Origin of the sequence: Stenotrophomonas nitritireducens (assembly GCF_001431425.1) — a bacterium.
Lineage (GTDB): Bacteria > Pseudomonadota > Gammaproteobacteria > Xanthomonadales > Xanthomonadaceae > Stenotrophomonas > Stenotrophomonas nitritireducens.
Genome location: NZ_LDJG01000015.1, coordinates 234,284 through 250,975 on the forward strand (window position 1 = coordinate 234,284; position 16,692 = coordinate 250,975).

The following is a 16,692-nucleotide window of genomic DNA, read 5'->3' on the forward strand; positions in this document are numbered from 1 at the left end:
CCCCACAAGGAAGGGAACCGCGATGCATGCCATCCATTTCAGCAGCCTCGAGGCGTTGGCGACCACCTTCGTCAACCTGGCCGCGGCATTCCTGCTCGGCGCGCTGATCGGCATCGAACGCCAGGTGCGCCAGCGCACCGCCGGGCTGCGTACCAACACGCTGGTGGCGGTGGGCGCGGCGATCTTCGTGGCGCTGGGCACGCGCCTGTTCGAGATCAACGGCGGCTCGCAGACGCCGATCCACATCGTCGCCTACGTGGTCTCGGGCATCGGTTTCCTTGGCGCCGGCGCGATCATGAAGGAAGGCGCGAGCATCTCCGGCCTGAACACCGCGGCCACGCTGTGGGGCTCGGGCGCGGTCGGTGCCTGTGCCGGCTCCGGCCTGCTCGGCGAGGCGGTGCTGGCGGCGCTGTTCGTGCTCGCGGCCAATACCCTGCTGCGGCCGGTGGTCAACCGGATCAACCGCCGTCCGTTCCGCGAGGAAGCCAGCGAAGCTACCTACATGGTCTACGTGATCTGCGCGCGCGAGGCGCAATCGGACGTGCGCGAACGGATGGCCGAACTGCTGGAGGAGGCCAGCTACCCGCCGCGGCAGATCGAGGATCATCCCTTCGGCGGCGGCGAGGTCGAGATCGAGTTCACCCTGTATGCCACTGCGGTGCAGGCCGGCGAGCTCGACGCCGTGGTGGAGCGCGCCGAGGCGCTGCCCGGCGTGCGCCAGGCGTTCTGGAACGCCGGCGAGGAAGGGTGAGCCCATGCGCGGCATCGGCGCCGGCGGAATGGGCGACAATGCGCGCCGGCGGCATGCGGATGGACGTACGCCGCCGATCGCCCGATCGCCGCAGGCCGAGCCCATGTCGCCACCGCCACGCATGCCCCTTGTATTGAGGATCGCCCTGATCGTCGCGGTGATGGCGGCGATCTTCGCGGTCGATACCACCACCCGCTACGAGGTCGCCGCCGCGGTGTTCTACGCGGTGGTGATCCTGACCACGGCGCGCCTGTTGGGGCGGCGCGCGCTGGTGGCGCTGTGCGCGGCCTGCGTCGTGCTGACCGTGGCCAGCCTGGTGTTCACCCCGCATGGCGACCTGCGTTCGGGCCTGATCAACATGGGCATCAGCGTCGCCGCGATCGTGATGACCACCTGGCTGGTGCTGAAGATGGAGACCGCGCGCGCCGCCGCGCACGAGGCGCAGGCGCAGCTGCTGCGCATCGCCCGCATCAAGAGCCTGGAGGGCCTGACCACCTCCATCGCGCACGAGGTCAACCAGCCGCTGGCGGCCATCGTCACCAGCGGCAACGCCTGCCAGCGCTGGCTGGCGCAGGAACCGCCGAACCTGGAGCGCGCGCGGCAGGCGCTGGAGCGCATCCTCGCCGATGCCGGCCGCGCCAGCGGCATCATCGCCCGGGTGCGCAGCCTGACCCGCGGCGAGCCGCCGCAGCGCAGCGCGTTCGACTTCAACGACGCCGTGCAGGAAGTGCTGGCGCTGTCGCAGGCCGGCATGGAGATCAACCACATCGCGCTGACGGTGGAACTGGCCGACGGCCTGCCGCCGGCGCTGGCCGACCGGGTACAGGTGCAGCAGGTGGTCGGCAACCTGCTGCTCAACGCGATGGAGGCGCTGGGCCCGGTGCCGGCGGCGGCGCGGCGGTTGCGGGTCGAGTCGGCGCGCGACGGCGAGGCGATCCTGTTCACCGTGACCGATTCGGGCGTCGGTATCGTGCCGGGCATGAGCGAGCATCTGTTCGACGCGTTCTGGACTACCAAGGACGAGGGCATCGGCGTGGGATTGAGCATCAGCCGGGCGATCATCGAAGCCAACGGCGGGCGCATCTGGGCCGAGCCGGTGGTGCAGGATGGGGCGGTGTTCCATTTCCGCCTTCCCGCCGCGGGCGCGGAGCCGCGGCCATGACCCTGCAGGCGACGCCACCGGAACCGGTGGTCTATGTGGTGGACGACGACGCCTCGGTGCGCGCCGCGCTGGAGGACCTGCTGGCCTCGGTGGGCCTGCAGGTGCGGGCGTTCGCCTCGACCGGCGAATTCATGGCCCATCCGCGCGGCGAAGCACCGGGCTGCCTGGTGCTGGACGTGCGCATGCCCGGACAGAGCGGCATGGATTTCCAGCGGCAGATGGCCGAGCGGGGCATCGCCCTGCCGGTGGTGTTCATCACCGGCCATGGCGACATCGCCATGGGCGTGGAAGCGATGAAGAACGGCGCCATCGAATTCCTCACCAAGCCCTTCCGCGACCAGGACCTGCTGGACGCGATCCATGCCGGCATCGGCAAGGACCGCGAGCGGCTGCGCGAAGCGGCGCAGCTGGCCGAACTGCGCGCGCGCTGGGAGTCGTTGAGCGCAGGCGAACAGGACGTGGCCCGGCTGGTGGTGACCGGGCTGCTCAACAAGCAGATCGCCGCGCAACTGGGCATCAGCGAGATCACGGTCAAGGTCCGCCGCGGTCATGCGATGCGCAAGATGCAGGCCCCCTCGCTGGCCGACCTGGTGCGGCTCACCGCACGGCTCGGGTTCTGAGGCCACGGAATATTCCCATCAGCAGAGCCCCGGCGGGGCGTTGCCGGGAATGCCTCAGCGGGGCGTTGCGCCGCTCTACAAGGCGAGGGGTGCTGCGGTTCTGTAGCGCCGGGTAATGCCCGGCGGGGGCTTTGCCGGGAATGCCTCAGCGGGGCGTTGCCCCGCTCTACAAGGGGATGGGTGCTGCGGTTTTGTAGCGCCGGGCAACGTCCGGCGGGGCTTGGTCGGGAATGCCTCAGCGGGGCGTTGCGCCGCTCTGCATTGGGCGGGGCGGCCGATCTTTAGTGCTTGTCCGCGCCTGCCTGCCGGTCTGCCTGGCCGGTGGCCAGGGTCCAGCCGACCAGGTCGGTCACGGTCCTGTTCAGCGCGGTCTCGAAGGCGGTCGCCACGCTGCCCACCTCGGTGCCGGCGGCGGGCTCGGCAACAAGGAAGGTGCGCGCGGCGACCACACGCTGGTCCAGGCTGTGGATCAGTTTGGCGTTGAGTTCGATGGTCGCGGCCGGACGTTCGTTGCCGGCGTAGTCCGATTCGAAGCGGCGCAGGTCGATGGCGAGTTTGTAGTCGGAGCGGATGCCGGTGGCGATGCGCGCCACCGCGCCGATCCGGCCGGAGTCCTCGAAGCCGCGCAGCAGCGCGTCCTCGAGCATGTCGGTGGCCGGCTGCGACCAGGTGGCGCCGCGGTAGACCTCCAGTTCGCCAGGGGTCGGGCGCACGTTGATGCGCGGGCTGTCCACCAGGCGCGCGGCGGCGGGCTTGGCGATGGCCAGCTGCCAGTCCACCTGCGGCCAGGACGGGTCGGCGCTGATGCGCGCCTGCGGCGCGTAGATGGTGATCGGATGGCGGTCGCCGCTGGCCAGCACCGAGCAGCCGGCCAGGGCCAGAAGGCAGAAGGGAGCGAGCAGTCGCATCGGCGGGAAGCGCTTCATTTCGGTTCGAACTCCTTCGGGGCATCGCGGCCGAGCAGGTAGCGTGCCGGGTTGTTCTCGAGGCGGTCGCTGACCCGGCGCAGGTCGCGGATCAGCCCGCGCAGTTCGGTCAGGGTCGGGCCGAGCTGGGCCAGGCCGTCATTGGCGAAACTGTTGATGGCGGCGCGGTTCTCGCCAAGGATCGCGTTGGCGTTGCCGGCGGCCGAGTCGAGCTTGGAGAGGCTGGCGTCGAGCTTGTCCAGCGTGGCGGGCAGCTGGCGCACGACGTTCTCGTCCAGGTGCTGGATGGTGCCGTTGGCGGTGGCCAGGGTGGCATTGAGGTTGCGCGCGGCGTCGCGCGCTTCCAGCAGCAGGGCCTGGGTGCCCTGGTCGCGATCGGCCAGGCTGCCGCTGATGGTTTCCAGGTGCGCCAGGGTGTTGGAAATGCGTTCCACGTTCTGGTCGCTGAGCATCTGGTCCATGCGTTCGACCACGCGGTTGGCCACGTCGGTGATGTTCTGCAGCGCCGAGGGCGAGGTCTGGATGGTGGGCACCGCATCGCGGCTGACCGTGGTCAGCGCTGCCGCCTGCGGGCTGCCGCCGCTGAGCTGGATGATGGCCGGGCCGGTGATGCTGGTGATCGCGAGCTTGGCGCGGGTATCGGTCTTGACCGGCGTGGTCGAGTTCAGGCGCAGCCGGGCGATCACCTTGCGCGGGTCGTCGGGCGCCAGCGACAGGTCGGTGATCGAGCCGACCGAGATGCCGTTGTACTGCACCGGGCTGCCGACCGACAGGCCGGTCACCGCCTCGTCGAATACCACCCGGTATTCCTGCCAGGTGCGGTCGGAGGAGTACTTCGCCGCCCACAGGCCGAAGGCGAGCAGGGCCAGCGACACGATGAGGGTGAAGGCGCCGATCAGGACGTAATGGGCTTTGGTTTCCATGGGTCAGGCGTGCTCGGGCTGGAGGCCGCGCGCGGCGCGGGCGCGGGGGCCGTGGAAATACTCGCGGATCCACGGGTGGTCGAGGCGTTCGATTTCCGGCAGCGGCGCGGTAGCGACCACCTTGCGGTCGGCCAGCACCGCGACCCGGTCGCAGATGGCGTAGAGCGTGTCCAGGTCGTGGGTGATCAGGAACACGGTCAGGCCCAGCGCTTCCTGCAGGGTCTTGATCAGGCGGTCGAAGGCGGCCGCGCCGATCGGGTCCAGCCCGGCGGTGGGCTCGTCCAGGAACAGCAGCGGCGGATCCAGCGCCAGCGCCCGCGCCAGGCCGGCGCGCTTGCGCATGCCGCCGGACAACTGCGAGGGCAGCTTGTTGATGGCGTCGGCCGGCAGGCCGGCCAGCTTGACCTTCAGCAGCGCCAGTTCGTAGTGCCAGCGCTCGGGCAGTTCCGGATGGTGTTCCTTCAGCGGCACCTGCACGTTCTCGCCGACAGTGAGCGAGGAGAACAGCGCGCCGTCCTGGAACAGCACGCCGGTATTGCGTTCGATATGCAGGCGCGCCGCCGGATCCTCCGAGCGCGCATCCACGCCCAGCACCTCGATCTGCCCGGCGTCGGGCGTGCGCAGGCCGAGGATGGAGCGCATCAGCACCGACTTGCCGGTACCCGAGCCGCCGACCACGCCGAGGATCTCGCCGCGGCGCACGTCCAGGTCCAGGTCTTCGTGCACGGTCTGGCTGCCGAAGCGGTTGACCAGCCCGCGCACGCGGATGGCCAGCTCATCGCCGTGGTCCTCGCTTCTGGAAGGAATCGCCATCGTGCCGCCCCTTACCAGTCCATGTGCATGAACCACAACGCGGCCAGCGCGTCGAGGATGATGACCAGCGAGATCGTCTGCACCACGCTGGAGGTGGTGCGCTCGCCCACCGACTGCGCGGTGCCTTCCACCTTCAATCCTTCCAGGCAGCCGATCAGGGCGATGATCAGCGCGAACACCGGCGCCTTGGACAGGCCCACCAGCAGGTGCCGCACCTGCATGGTGTCGTGCATGCGCGCGATATACATCTGCGGCGGAATGCCCAGGTCGAACGCGCCCACGGTGACGCCGCCGGCCAGGCCGGCGACCATGGCGATGAAGGTCAGCAGCGGCAGCATCACCACCAGCGCCAGCACCCGCGGCAGCACCAGCAGGTCGATCGGGTCCAGGCCCAGGGTCTGGATCGCGTCGATCTCCTCGCGCGCCTTCATCGCGCCGATCTGCGCGGTGAAGGCGCTGGCGGTGCGCCCGGCCAGCACGATGGCGGTCAGCAGCACGCCGAACTCGCGCAGGAAGGCGATGTTGACCAGCTCGACAACGTAAATTTCCGCGCCGAAGTCGCGCAGGATGGTCGAACCGAGGAAGGCGATCACCGCGCCGACCAGGTACGACAGCAGCGCGATCAGCGGCACCGCGTCCAGCCCGACCTCTTCCATCTGGTGCACGGTGGAGGTCAGGCGCAGGCGCCGCGGCTGCCGCGCCAGCCGCGCCAGCTTGGCCAGGTTCTCGCCGAAGAAGCCCAGCAGCACCACGATGTTGTCGCCGATGGCGTGCACCGAGCGGCCGAGCCGGTCCAGTGCCGCGGCCACGCCATAGTCGCGCTGCGGCCGCGGGCGCTCGTCGGCGACTTCGTCGATGGTGCAGACCAGCGCCTGGTGTTCGTCGCGGAATCGCAGCGCGTCGTCGGCGAGCCCGGCACCGCGCGAGAAGCGCAGCAGCTGCAGTACGCCGGCCGAATCGAGCTGGTCGATGCCGCGCGCGTCCAGGCCGCGCACCGGCGCCTGGATGCCGCGCAGGGCCTCGGCCGATTGCAGGGCGGTGGACAAGGTCCAGCTGCCCGACAGCCTGAGTTGGCCGTCGACGTCCGGGTCCATCGCGCAGTGGGGCGGTTCGGCGTTCTTCATGGGGGGCGTCCGGCGCCGAGCATAACCTGTCGCCCGTCATGCGCCCATGAGTCGATCAGGACGACGCGCTTCCGGGTGATACTAATGCGCATGTCCGCCGAATCCATCGCCCCCGTTTCCATCGCTCCCGGCCGCGCCACCTATGCGCAGCGCGTGGCCTTCGTCTCGGAGATCGCCGGCCGCCTGCACAGTTATGGCACCACGGCGCAGCGGCTGGAGGCAGCGGTGGTCGCGCTGGCGCAGCGGTTGGACCTGGATTGCGAACCCTGGTCCAACCCGACCGGCATCATCCTCAGTTTCAGCGACCCGACCCAGGCGATCGGCTCCAGCGACATCACCCGCGTGATCCGCCTGGACCCCGGCAGCAACGACCTGCACAAACTGACCCTGGCCGACCAGATCGCCGATGCGGTGGTCGGCGGGCAGATGAGCATCGCCCAGGGCCATACCGCGCTGCGCCAGCTCGACAAGGCGCCTACCTGGCGCGACAACGCGCAGATGCTGCTGTCCTTCTGCCTGGGGTCGGCCGGTGTTGCCGGCATGTGGCGGCTGCCGTGGCTGGATATCGTCACCGCGGGTTTCACCGGCCTGCTGATCGGGCTGATGCTGTTCTATACCGACCGGCGCGTGGCCACCCGCGAGGCCAGCGACGCGCTGGCCGCGCTGCTGGCCGGTTTCGTCGCGGTACTGGTGGCCAGTTTCATCGGCCCGTTGAACCAGAACTCGGTGATCATCGCCTCGCTGGTGGTATTGCTGCCGGGCATGGCGTTGACCAATGCGGTCAACGAGCTGGCCAGCCAGCACTGGGTATCGGGCACGGCGCGTTTCGCCGGCGCGCTGACCACGATCATGAAACTGACGGTGGGCGCGATGATCGCGGTGACCATCACCGGCCTGATCGGCCTGGAGCCGCTGGTACGCGCCTCGCGCCCGCAGCCGGAATGGGTGGAATGGGGTTCGGTGATGCTGGCCGCGTTCGCCTTCGCGATGCTGTTCCGCGCCTCGCGCCGCGATTACCCGTGGGTAATGGCCGCCTCGCTGGCCGGTTATGCCATTTCCCGTTACGGGGGCCAGCAATGGGGCGGGCCGGCGGGGATATTCCTGGCGGCGATGATGCTGACCGCCGCCGGCAACCTGTTCGGCCGGTTGGCGCAGCGGCCGGGCGCGATCATCCGCCTGCCCGGCATCATCATGCTGGTGCCCGGCAGCATCAGCCTGCGCGGGGTATTGAGCCTGATCCAGCAGCAGAGCGTGAACGCCGGCGAATCGGCGCTGCTGACCGTGCTCAACGTGGTGATGGCGCTGGTGGCGGGGCTGCTGTTCGGCAATCTGCTGGTGCCGGCGCGGAAGAATCTCTGAGGCAGGAATGAGCGGAAAACAGAAACGCCGGCAAAAGCCGGCGTTTCTGTTTCCAGAAGGAACCCGATCTTACTTCTGGATCAGGAAATCCTCGACCTTGCGGCCGCCGGAGGTGTACTCGGCCAGCCAGCGCGGCTGCTTGCCGCGGCCGGTCCAGGTATTGGCGGCATTGGCCGGATCGCGGTACTTCGGCGCGACCTTCACGCCCTTGTTCGCGCTCTTGGCCGGGGCCTTGGCGGCGCGCGGGGCGCGGCTGGCCTTGGGCGCACCGGCGCCGAACAGTTCCTCGATGCTGTAACCGGCCTTCTGCGCGGCCTTGACCAGCTGGGTGCGGACCTTGGCGATGGGCTGGCGCTTGGCGACGACGGTCTTGCGCTTCTGCGCGTCGCGGATCAGGGAGGCCAGTTCTTTGGCCGACAGGCCGCTCAGGTCAATACTCATCGAATAGCTACTCCGGATAATGGGGTTGGGCATGGCCATTCCGTGGCAGCGCGACGAAGCATACCGGCTGTTTCACGGCGACGGCAAACGATAATGCAGGCGCGGTATTGTTTCCGTGAGAAAAGGCCGGGTTTTCGTCCCGGCCTTTCCGCGATCAACCGGCGATTTTCAGCAGCAGCCCGGCCCTGTCCAGATTTTCGGCCTCGCTGGCCGAGCGCGCCCGGTATTCGTAGGTGCCGGCGGCCAGGCCGCGTTCGGACACCACGATGCGGTGCGGAATGCCGATCAGTTCCATGTCGGCGAACATCGCGCCCGGGCGCAGGCCGCGGTCGTCCAGCGCGGCGTCGACGCCGGCGGCCTGCAGTTCGGCCAGCAGCGCCTCGGCGGCGGCGGTGACGGCCGCGTCCTGCTTCGGGTTGATCATGCACACCACCGCCTGCCACGGCGCCATCGCCACCGGCCAGAGGATGCCGGCCTCGTCGTGGTTCTGCTCGATGGCGGCGGCGACGATGCGCGATACGCCGATGCCATAACAGCCCATCGCCATCACCGCGGCCTTGCCGTTCTCGTCCAGCACCGTGGCCTTGAGTGCCTCGGCGTATTTGCGGCCGAGCTGGAATACGTGGCCGACCTCGATGCCGCGCGCGATCTTCAGTTCGCCGCCATCGTGGGCGCGGTCGCCGGCCACCACGTTGCGGATGTCGGCCACTTCCGGCTCGGCCAGGTCGCGGCCCCAGTTCACGCCGGCGATGTGGAAACCCTTTTCGTTGGCGCCGACGACGAAGTCGGCCATCGCCGCGACCTCGCGGTCGGCGACGATGCGGATGGCCTTGCGCGGATCCAGCGGGCCGAGGAAGCCGGGCTCGCTGCCCAGGTAGTCGGCGATCTCGGCTTCGCTGGCCATACGGTAATCGGCCAGGCCGGGCACCTTGGCCAGCTTGATCTCGTTGACGTCGTGGTCGCCGCGCACCAGCGCCAGCACGAATTCGTCGCCGGCGGTCATCACCGCGATCGACTTGACCGTGCGCAGCAGGGCGATGCCCATCAGCGCCGCCACTTCCTCGCAGGTCTTCTGCGTCGGGGTTTCGACCTTGCGCAGCGCCTCGGCCGCCGCGCCGCGCGGTGCCGGGTCGGCGGCGATGGCGGCCTCGACGTTGGCGGCGTAGTCCGAGCCGGTGGAGAACACCAGCGCGTCCTCGCCCGAATCGGCGATCACGTGGAATTCCTGCGAGGCGTCGCCGCCGATCGCGCCCGAATCGGCCTGCACCGCGCGGAACTCCAGCCCCAGGCGGGTGAAGATGCGGGTGTAGGCGGCCTTCATGTTCTCGTACTCGGCCACCAGGCTGGCCTCGTCAAGGTGGAAGGAATAGGCGTCCTTCATCAGGAACTCGCGCGCACGCATCACCCCGAAGCGCGGGCGGATCTCGTCGCGGAACTTGGTCTGCACCTGGTAGAAATTGACCGGCAGCTGCTTGTAGCTGGACAGCTCCTGGCGCGCGAAGTCGGTGATGGCCTCCTCGGCGGTGGGGCTGTAGCAGTATTCCTGCTCCTTGCGGTCCTTGATCTTCAGCAGCTGGCCGCCGAACTTCTCCCAGCGGCCGGTTTCTTCCCACAGTTCCTTCGGCTGGATGGTCGGCAGCTGCAGTTCCACCGCGCCGGCGCGGTTCATTTCCTCGCGGACGATGCCTTCCACCTTGCGCAGCACGCGCAGGCCCAGCGGCGACCAGGTGTACAGGCCCGAGGCCAGCTTGCGGATCATGCCCGCGCGCAGCATCAGCTTGTGGCTGACCAGCTCGGCGTCGGCGGGGGTTTCCTTGGTGGTGTGCAGGTGGAAGCGGGAAAGGCGCATGGGGAGGCTTCACGGAACGGCGGACCGCCTATTCTGCCAGAAGCCCCGGCGCCGCAAGGGCCGGCGCGGCGCGGCTATTTCTTGCAGTAGACCGCCGCGCTCGCCTCGGCGAGCTGCTTCTGCGCCGCGCGCTGGGCGTCGTCCAGGGGGGTGTCCGGCTTGCCGTCGCCGTTGGTGTCCTGCATCAGCGGGCCATTGCCGGCCAGCAGTTCCAGGTTGCGCCGCGCCGCGGTGCACTGCGGATCCTCGCCGGCCTTGTCCGGTTCGGCCGCGGCCACCGGCTCGCCGGAGGCGCTGATGCGGCGGGTTTCGTACTTCTGCCCGGCCGGGGGGCGCTCCGAATACTGGGTCACGCCGTTGGCGTCCTTCCACTTGTACAGGTTGCCGTTGCCGGCAATGGCGCCGTGGGCGGCGCTGGCCAGTACCAGCAGGCAGCAGAAACGGGGCAGGGCGCGCATGGCGACTCCGGTCGCTTGGACGGGGTGAAGGGCCGATTGCAGCACCCGGTGACGCGGCTGGCAAGTCGATTAAACTGGTCCCATGGACGAAACGAGACCGCCGCCGCGTTCGCGCAGCATCTACCTGCTGCCGAACCTGTTCACCACCGCCGGGCTGTTCGCCGGCTTCTACGCCATCATCGCCGCCTCCAACGGCGACTTCGTCAACGCGAGCATCGCGGTGTTCGTGGCCGGAGTCATGGACGGGCTGGACGGGCGCGTGGCGCGCCTGACCGGCACCAGCAGCGAATTCGGCGTGCAGTACGACTCGCTGGCCGACCTGGTCAGCTTCGGCATGGCGCCGGCGCTGGTGATGTACCACTGGTCGTTGTCCTCGCTGAAGTTCGACGGCGACGTGATGGGCCGCGTCGGCTGGCTGGCGGCCTTCCTGTACGCAGCCTGCGCGGCGCTGCGCCTGGCCCGGTTCAATACCCAGGTCGGGACGGTGGACAAGCGCTGGTTCGTGGGCCTGGCCAGTCCGGCGGCGGCGGGGCTGATGATGTCCTTCGTCTGGGCCTTCGCCGACGGCAACCTGGGCTGGAGCGGCGAGGAGCTGCGCTACGTGGCGCTGGCGGTGGCCATCGTCGCCGGCCTGCTGATGGTCAGCCGCATCCGCTTCTGGAGCTTCAAGGGCGGCGGCGAGAAGGGGCCGCGCTCTGAGCGCGTGCCCTTCGTGGTGCTGGCGCTGGTGCCGATCATCATCGCCATCATGGTGGTGGACCTGCCGCGTACCCTGTTCGTGGTCGGCGTGCTGTACGCGCTGTCCGGCCCGGCGATGTGGCTGTGGCAGCGTTGGCGCCAGCCGGCCAGCAAGGTGCAGTGAACGCCGCCGCGTCCAGGCCGTTGTGGTCGCCGCAGCAGCAGGCATGGCTGCAGGCGATGGGCTATGGGGTCTATCTGGAGGGCGGTGTGCTGGATGCGCCGCTGCCGCAGGCGGTGGCACGCACCGCGATGCCGGCCGCGGCCGATATCGACGCCGCTCCCGCACCGGCTCCCGTGCGCACGCCGCCACCGCGCCGCGAAGCGCCCGCGCCGACGCCGCCTGATGCGCCGGCCACCGCGCCGGAGGCCCGGCCGGCGGCGCGTCGTGGCGGACTGCGCCTGCCCGACCGCCTGCAGATCGCGCTGCTGCGCGCTTCCGGCTGCAATCCCAACGATCCGGGAACCCGCGCGCTGATGGACAGCTGGCCGCTGGCCGAGCTGCGCGCCGATCCCGCCGCCAAGCGCGCGCTGTGGCCGCAACTGCGCGAGCTTCGGCGGAAGCAGCGGCAGTGAGCGCGGTGGCGGCGATGCCGGCCCCCGTGCTGCGCCCGATGCACGAGGGCGACCTGGACGCGGTGATGGAGATCGAGCTGCGCGCCTATCCGTTTCCCTGGGCCCGCGGCATTTTCCAGGACTGCCTGCGCGCCGGCTATCCGGGGCGCGTGCTGGTGGGGGACGCCGGCCTGCTCGGCTATGGGCTGCTGAGCATCGCCGCCGACGAGGCGCACGTGCTCAACGTCTGCGTCGATCCGCTGCGCCAGTCGCGCGGGCTCGGGCGGCGCCTGCTGCGCGACCTGGTGCGGTTGGCGCGGCAGCACGGCGCGGCGCGGGTGTTCCTGGAGGTGCGCCCGTCCAATACATCGGCCATCGCGCTGTACCACAGCGAGGGCTTCAACGAGATCGGCCGCCGCCCGCGCTACTACCCGGCCGGGAGCGGGCGCGAGGACGCGCTGGTGATGGCGATGGAACTGGTGGACGAGGACATCGCCCGCATGCCGCCGCTGTGAGGCGCGCGGCCCGGTTCAACCCAGTCGCAGCAGGGCCACGCCGGCCACGATGAGCGCCGCGGCGAGCAGGCGCCTGCGGTCGATGCGTTCCTTCAGCACGACGGCCGAAATCAGCAGCGCGAACAGGATCGAGGTCTCGCGCAGCGCGGCGATGATCGCCACCGGCGCAAGGGTCATCGCCCACAGCGCGATGCCGTAGGACGCGGTGGTGCCGAAGCCGCCGACCAGCCCGCGCCCCCAGTTGCCGCGCAGGTGGCTGCGCAGCTGCGCGCGGCGGGCGTACAGCGCCCACAGCGGCAGGGGCAGGCCGGACAGCAGGAACAGCCACAGCGTGTAGCTCGCCGCGTTGCCGGACAGGCGCGCGCCCCGCGCGTCGACCAGGGTATAGGTGGCGATCAGCACGGCGATGGACAGCGGCAGCCGCAGGTGGTGTCGGGCGCCGCCGCCGGCCATGCCCAGGATGCCGGCGCTGACCACCGCGATGCCGAGCCAACCGCTTGCCGGCAGGCGCTCGCCGAATGCCAGGCTGCCGGCCAGCGCCACCAGCAGCGGCGCGCAGCCGCGCATCAGCGGATAGGACAGGCTCATGTCGGCGACCTGGTAGGCACGCGCGACCAGGACGTAATAGCCGACCTGCAGCACGGCCGACGCGGCCAGCCATGGCCAGCTTGGCGGCGCGGGAAGCGGCAGCCACGGCAGTGCCAGCGCGGACAGGAGGGCGGCCCAGCCGGTGACCAGGATCGTGGTCAGCAGCTTGTCGCCACCGAGTTTGACGATGGCGTTCCAGCCGGCATGCAGCAGGGCGGCGCACAGCACCGCGCAGAAGATCGCCAGCGACATCGCATGCCCGTGGTGCGGGGAAAGGGCGCAGGATAGCCGCAAATGGAAACGCCGCCCGCCGGCGGCGTTTCCATCGCTGCAGCGGCGCGTTTACAGCTTGGCGCGCTGTTCCTGCAGGCCGGCCAGCTGGCTGTTCCAGTCGAGCAGGCGCACGCGCTCCTGTTCGACCACCGCTGCCGGCACCTTGTCGGTGAACCTGGACAGCTTGGTCTCGCTCTTTTCCTTCTCGGCGGACACGCGGGCGATTTCCTTGTCCAGGCGCGCACGCTCGGCATCCAGGTCGACCAGGCCTTCCAGCGGCACCAGCAGCTTGAGCTCACCGACAATCGCGGCTGCGGCCGGCGGCGTCACCGCATCGGCGGCCAACCAATCAATGCTTTCCAGCTTGAGCAGGAAGCGCAGCTGCGAAGCGAAGCGTTCGACACGCGCACGATCGGCGGCCTGTCCACCCTGCAGCAGCAGGCGCACCTGCCTGGACGGCGGTACGTTCAACTCGCTGCGCACGCGGCGCAGGGCGCTGACCATGGTCTTGAACCATTCCACATCGACTTCGGCCGGCGCGTAATCGCCGGCAAACTCCTCCGCGGTCGGGTACGCGCGCAGCGACAGCGACTCGGCATCGATACCCAGTCGCGGTGCCACCTGCTGCCACAGCTGCTCGGTAACGAACGGGGTCAGCGGGTGCAGCAGGCGCAGCACCGCTTCCAGCACGTACAGCAGGGTGTGGCGGGTACTCTCCGCATCCGCCGCATCACTACCGTTCAATGCCGGCTTGGTCAGCTCCAGGAACCAATCGCAGAACTCGTTCCAGACGAATTCGTACAGGGCCTGCGACAGCAGGTCGAAGCGGTAGTCGGCGAAGTGCTGCTGCGCTTCGGCGGCGACCTTGGCCAGGCGTGCGAGGATCCAGCGTTCGGCATCGGTGCGCGGCTGTGGCGCGCCAGTGAAGCTCGCGCCCTCGGTGTTCATCAGGGTGAAGCGGCTGGCGTTCCACAGCTTGTTGCAGAAGTTCTTGTAGCCCTCGGCGCGGCTCATGTCGAACTTGATGTCGCGGCCATGGGTGGCCAGCGCGGCGATGGTGAAGCGCAGCGCATCGGCACCGTGGGCGATGATGCCGTCCGGGAATTCCCTGCGCGTGGCCTTCTCGATCTTCTCGGCCATCTTCGGCTGCATCAGGCCGTGGGTGCGCTTGGCCACCAGGTCGTCGATGCTGATGCCGTCGATGATGTCCAGCGGATCGAGCACATTGCCCTTGGACTTGGACATCTTCTGGCCCTGCCCATCACGGATCAGGCCGGTGATATAGACGTCCTTGAACGGGATCTGGCCGGTGAAGCTGTCGGTGGCCATGATCATGCGCGCCACCCAGAAGAAGATGATGTCGAAGCCGGTGATCAGCACGTTCGACGGCAGGTAGCGCTCAAAGCCGCGCTCGGCCATCGCCGCTTCGTTCGGCCAGCCCAGGGTGGAGAACGGCCACAGCTGCGAGGAGAACCAGGTCTCCAGCACGTCGCTGTCCTGGGTGAGCACCACGTCGTCGCCCAGGCCGGCCTTGGCGCGGGCCTCGGCTTCATTGCGGCCGACGTAGCAGTTGCCCGCTTCGTCGAACCATGCCGGGATGCGGTGGCCCCACCACAGCTGGCGGCTGATGCACCAATCCTGGATGTTCTCCATCCAATGGCGGTAGGTGTTGATCCAGTTACCCGGCACGAACTTGATCGAACCGTTCTCAATCAGTTCCAGGCCGCGCTTGGCCAGCCCGTCCATCTTCACGAACCACTGGTCGGTCAGATAGGGCTCGATCACCTGGCCGGTGCGGTCGCCGCGCGGCACCTGCAGTTTGTGCGCCTTGGTTTCGACCAGTATGCCCAGGTCTTCCAGCTCGGCCAGGATCACCTTGCGCGCTTCGTAACGGTCCAGCCCGCGGTACTTTTCCGGGGCGTTTTCGTTCAGCGCGGCCACCGGGGTGAACAGGTTGATCATCGGCAGGCTGTGGCGCACGCCCACCTGGTAGTCGTTGAAGTCATGCGCCGGGGTCACCTTGACCACGCCGGTGCCGAACGCCTTGTCGACGTAGTCGTCGCCGATCACCGGCACGCTGCGGCCGGTCAGCGGCAGGGTCACACGCTTGCCGATCAGGTGCGCGTAGCGCGCGTCTTCCGGGTGCACCATCACCGCGGTGTCGCCGAGCAGGGTTTCCGGGCGGGTGGTGGCGACCACGAGGTAATTGCGGGTTTCACGCAGGGTCTCGTTGCCGTCGGCATCGACCTCGACATGCTCGTAGCTGGCGCCGTCTTCCAGCGCATAGGCGATCGACCACAGGAAACCGTCTTCCTCGACGCTCTCCACTTCCAGGTCGGAAATGGCGGTCTTCAACACCGGGTCCCAGTTGACCAGGCGCTGGCCACGGTAGATCAGGCCCTGCTCGTGCCAGCGGAGGAAGGACTCGATCACCGCCTCGCTCGGGCCCGGGTCCATGGTGAAGGTGCTGCGCGACCAGTCGGCCGAGGTGCCGAGGCGGCGCATCTGGCCTTCGATCACATTGCCCGAGTGCGCCTTCCACTCCCACACCTTGTCGATGAAGCCGTCGCGGCCCAGCGAGTCGCGGGTTTCGCCCTTGCCTTCCAGCGCCAGGTTGCGGCTGACCACCATCTCGGTGGCGATGCCGGCGTGGTCGGTACCCACCTGCCACAGCGTGTCGTAGCCGCGCATGCGGTGGTATCGGATCAGCGCATCCATCAGCGTCTGCTGGAAGGCGTGGCCCATGTGCAGGGTGCCGGTGACGTTCGGCGGCGGCAGCAGGATGGTGTAGGGCTCGCCCTTGCCGGACGGCTTGAACAGCCCGGCTTTCTCCCACGACTCGTAGAGCGCGGTTTCAAAGGATTTGGGGTCGTAGCTGGAGGCGAGTTGGGTCATGCGGGGGAAACCGGAAAGAACGTGGGAGGGAGATCAGCGGCCGAAGGCGCGCTTGATCTTCTGGTCGGTGTGGTACTGGCTGACCGCGTATGCAGCCCAGATCGCGGCAGGTACCCAGCCGATCAACGTGATCTGCAGGATGAGGCAGACAATGCCGGAGATCGGCCGGCCGATGGTGAAAAAGGCCAGCCACGGCAGGAGCAGGGCAATGAGCAGGCGCATGGGGGTCGTCCTTTACATGTCGTGTTTGTTGAGCGCGTAGCCGGCGGCCTTGTACTGGCGCCAGCGCTCGCGCAGCGGTTCGCGCGCGGCCGGATCGGCCGGCACCACTTCCAGCACCCGCTCGCAGCCGCCCAGGTAAGGTTCGTCGCGCAGGTTGATCACCAGCGGCCGCTCCGGCGCGTCGGCGCCGGGCGCGGCGATCAGCACGATGGCTTCTTCCTCGTCCACGTCCTCGCCGACGATCTGGTGCGGGATGTAGGCGTCCGGGTCGAACGACCACAGCAGCTCGTCCAGTTCCTCGGCCTGCGCCGCGTCGCGCGCCAGCACCAGCGTGTACTGGCTGGTGTCGTTGGCCTTGCGCGCCAGTTCGCACACCAGCTTCAGCGGCTCGGTGAGGAAACGGGGCTTGGCGATCAGGTAGAAATCGGCGCGGGTCAAGGCAGGTAACCGGGAAGAGGGAGGGGGAAGGGGGGCATGGAT

Annotated in this window: 17 protein-coding genes and 1 pseudogene; 7 read left to right on the plus strand and 11 right to left on the minus strand. The window is 68.9% G+C overall.

The features are described 5' to 3' along the window. The first annotated feature begins 22 nt into the window (after nucleotides 1-22). From ABB22_RS11010 to ABB22_RS11020, 3 genes are all read left to right on the plus strand, one after another. Entirely contained in the window at nucleotides 23-751 is a 729-nt protein-coding gene (locus ABB22_RS11010; protein WP_055766114.1) for an MgtC/SapB family protein, read from the plus strand. Nucleotides 752-854: 103 nt separating this feature from the next. Then, nucleotides 855-1,913, plus strand: coding sequence for a sensor histidine kinase (locus tag ABB22_RS11015; RefSeq protein ID WP_055767323.1), 1,059 nt, complete (start codon nucleotides 855-857; stop codon nucleotides 1,911-1,913). Beyond that, nucleotides 1,910-2,533: a response regulator transcription factor gene (locus tag ABB22_RS11020; RefSeq protein WP_055766111.1), complete on the plus strand. Its 624-nt coding sequence runs from the start codon at nucleotides 1,910-1,912 to the stop codon at nucleotides 2,531-2,533. The genes ABB22_RS11015 and ABB22_RS11020 overlap by 4 nt, the downstream gene beginning before the upstream one ends. Nucleotides 2,534-2,814: 281 nt before the next feature. Here ABB22_RS11020 and ABB22_RS11025 read toward each other — a convergent pair whose 3' ends face one another. From ABB22_RS11025 to ABB22_RS11040, 4 genes are read right to left on the minus strand one after another with little or no spacing between them, the layout of a single operon-like run. Beyond that, a complete protein-coding gene (locus tag ABB22_RS11025; RefSeq protein WP_055766106.1) occupies nucleotides 2,815-3,459 on the minus strand; it encodes an ABC-type transport auxiliary lipoprotein family protein in 645 nt (214 codons plus the stop codon). Then, on the minus strand, nucleotides 3,456-4,382 hold the full coding sequence (locus tag ABB22_RS11030) for an MlaD family protein (protein ID WP_055766103.1): 927 nt from the start codon (nucleotides 4,380-4,382) through the stop codon (nucleotides 3,456-3,458). The genes ABB22_RS11025 and ABB22_RS11030 overlap by 4 nt, the downstream gene beginning before the upstream one ends. Nucleotides 4,383-4,385: 3 nt before the next feature. Beyond that, entirely contained in the window at nucleotides 4,386-5,195 is an 810-nt protein-coding gene (locus ABB22_RS11035; RefSeq protein ID WP_055766099.1) for an ABC transporter ATP-binding protein, read from the minus strand. 11 nt (nucleotides 5,196-5,206) lie between these two features. Further along, entirely contained in the window at nucleotides 5,207-6,319 is a 1,113-nt protein-coding gene (locus ABB22_RS11040) for an MlaE family ABC transporter permease (RefSeq protein ID WP_055766095.1), read from the minus strand. 90 nt (nucleotides 6,320-6,409) lie between these two features. On the opposite strand from ABB22_RS11040, the gene ABB22_RS11045 reads away from it, so the two are divergent. After that, nucleotides 6,410-7,678: a threonine/serine exporter family protein gene (locus tag ABB22_RS11045; RefSeq protein WP_055767320.1), complete on the plus strand. Its 1,269-nt coding sequence runs from the start codon at nucleotides 6,410-6,412 to the stop codon at nucleotides 7,676-7,678. Between the two features lie 72 nt (nucleotides 7,679-7,750). Here ABB22_RS11045 and ABB22_RS11050 read toward each other — a convergent pair. From ABB22_RS11050 to ABB22_RS11060, 3 genes and pseudogenes are all read right to left on the minus strand, one after another. Beyond that, a pseudogene (locus ABB22_RS11050) lies at nucleotides 7,751-8,119 on the minus strand (H-NS histone family protein); the annotation flags it as partial. A gap of 154 nt (nucleotides 8,120-8,273) precedes the next feature. Then, nucleotides 8,274-9,968, minus strand: coding sequence for a proline--tRNA ligase (locus ABB22_RS11055; protein WP_055766090.1), 1,695 nt, complete (start codon nucleotides 9,966-9,968; stop codon nucleotides 8,274-8,276). 74 nt (nucleotides 9,969-10,042) lie between these two features. Beyond that, a complete protein-coding gene (locus ABB22_RS11060) occupies nucleotides 10,043-10,426 on the minus strand; it encodes a DUF4124 domain-containing protein (protein WP_055766087.1) in 384 nt (127 codons plus the stop codon). 82 nt (nucleotides 10,427-10,508) lie between these two features. Here ABB22_RS11060 and pssA point away from each other — a divergent pair, with 82 nt between their 5' ends. From pssA to rimI, 3 genes are read left to right on the plus strand one after another with little or no spacing between them, the layout of a single operon-like run. Continuing rightward, nucleotides 10,509-11,288: a CDP-diacylglycerol--serine O-phosphatidyltransferase gene (gene pssA / locus ABB22_RS11065; protein WP_055766083.1), complete on the plus strand. Its 780-nt coding sequence runs from the start codon at nucleotides 10,509-10,511 to the stop codon at nucleotides 11,286-11,288. 56 nt (nucleotides 11,289-11,344) lie between these two features. Then, the gene (locus ABB22_RS11070) at nucleotides 11,345-11,740 is read left to right on the plus strand and encodes a hypothetical protein (protein ID WP_082443545.1); all 396 of its coding nucleotides are present in this window, start codon (nucleotides 11,345-11,347) and stop codon (nucleotides 11,738-11,740) included. Next, nucleotides 11,737-12,234, plus strand: a complete 498-nt coding sequence (rimI, locus tag ABB22_RS11075; protein WP_055766077.1) for a ribosomal protein S18-alanine N-acetyltransferase — start codon at nucleotides 11,737-11,739, stop codon at nucleotides 12,232-12,234. Before ABB22_RS11070 ends, rimI begins: the two co-directional genes overlap by 4 nt. A 15-nt stretch (nucleotides 12,235-12,249) precedes the next feature. Here rimI and ABB22_RS11080 read toward each other — a convergent pair whose 3' ends face one another. From ABB22_RS11080 to ABB22_RS11095, 4 genes are all read right to left on the minus strand, one after another. Next, nucleotides 12,250-13,074 (minus strand): EamA family transporter, encoded by an 825-nt coding sequence (locus ABB22_RS11080; RefSeq protein ID WP_055766074.1) that lies wholly within the window; start codon nucleotides 13,072-13,074, stop codon nucleotides 12,250-12,252. Nucleotides 13,075-13,164: 90 nt separating this feature from the next. Continuing rightward, on the minus strand, nucleotides 13,165-15,990 hold the full coding sequence (locus tag ABB22_RS11085; protein ID WP_055766071.1) for a valine--tRNA ligase: 2,826 nt from the start codon (nucleotides 15,988-15,990) through the stop codon (nucleotides 13,165-13,167). Between the two features lie 33 nt (nucleotides 15,991-16,023). Beyond that, nucleotides 16,024-16,212, minus strand: a complete 189-nt coding sequence (locus ABB22_RS11090) for a YqaE/Pmp3 family membrane protein (RefSeq protein WP_055766068.1) — start codon at nucleotides 16,210-16,212, stop codon at nucleotides 16,024-16,026. A gap of 12 nt (nucleotides 16,213-16,224) precedes the next feature. Further along, complete coding sequence (locus tag ABB22_RS11095) at nucleotides 16,225-16,650, minus strand: DNA polymerase III subunit chi (RefSeq protein WP_055766067.1); 426 nt, start codon at nucleotides 16,648-16,650, stop codon at nucleotides 16,225-16,227. Between the last annotated feature and the right edge of the window lie 42 nt (nucleotides 16,651-16,692).

What these genes read in the sequence shown, in the direction of transcription:
- ABB22_RS11080 (WP_055766074.1), bottom strand. Translation starts at nt 13,074, where the DNA reads ATGTCGCTGGCGATCTTCTGCGCGGTGCTGTGCGCCGCCCTGCTGCAT.
- ABB22_RS11060 (WP_055766087.1), bottom strand. Translation starts at nt 10,426, where the DNA reads ATGCGCGCCCTGCCCCGTTTCTGCTGCCTGCTGGTACTGGCCAGCGCC.
- ABB22_RS11020 (WP_055766111.1), top strand. Translation starts at nt 1,910, where the DNA reads ATGACCCTGCAGGCGACGCCACCGGAACCGGTGGTCTATGTGGTGGAC.
- ABB22_RS11025 (WP_055766106.1), bottom strand. Translation starts at nt 3,459, where the DNA reads ATGAAGCGCTTCCCGCCGATGCGACTGCTCGCTCCCTTCTGCCTTCTG.
- ABB22_RS11085 (WP_055766071.1), bottom strand. Translation starts at nt 15,990, where the DNA reads ATGACCCAACTCGCCTCCAGCTACGACCCCAAATCCTTTGAAACCGCG.
- ABB22_RS11030 (WP_055766103.1), bottom strand. Translation starts at nt 4,382, where the DNA reads ATGGAAACCAAAGCCCATTACGTCCTGATCGGCGCCTTCACCCTCATC.
- ABB22_RS11070 (WP_082443545.1), top strand. Translation starts at nt 11,345, where the DNA reads ATGGGCTATGGGGTCTATCTGGAGGGCGGTGTGCTGGATGCGCCGCTG.
- ABB22_RS11015 (WP_055767323.1), top strand. Translation starts at nt 855, where the DNA reads ATGTCGCCACCGCCACGCATGCCCCTTGTATTGAGGATCGCCCTGATC.
- ABB22_RS11035 (WP_055766099.1), bottom strand. Translation starts at nt 5,195, where the DNA reads ATGGCGATTCCTTCCAGAAGCGAGGACCACGGCGATGAGCTGGCCATC.
- ABB22_RS11010 (WP_055766114.1), top strand. Translation starts at nt 23, where the DNA reads ATGCATGCCATCCATTTCAGCAGCCTCGAGGCGTTGGCGACCACCTTC.
- ABB22_RS11045 (WP_055767320.1), top strand. Translation starts at nt 6,410, where the DNA reads ATGTCCGCCGAATCCATCGCCCCCGTTTCCATCGCTCCCGGCCGCGCC.
- ABB22_RS11040 (WP_055766095.1), bottom strand. Translation starts at nt 6,319, where the DNA reads ATGAAGAACGCCGAACCGCCCCACTGCGCGATGGACCCGGACGTCGAC.
- pssA (WP_055766083.1), top strand. Translation starts at nt 10,509, where the DNA reads ATGGACGAAACGAGACCGCCGCCGCGTTCGCGCAGCATCTACCTGCTG.
- ABB22_RS11090 (WP_055766068.1), bottom strand. Translation starts at nt 16,212, where the DNA reads ATGCGCCTGCTCATTGCCCTGCTCCTGCCGTGGCTGGCCTTTTTCACC.
- ABB22_RS11055 (WP_055766090.1), bottom strand. Translation starts at nt 9,968, where the DNA reads ATGCGCCTTTCCCGCTTCCACCTGCACACCACCAAGGAAACCCCCGCC.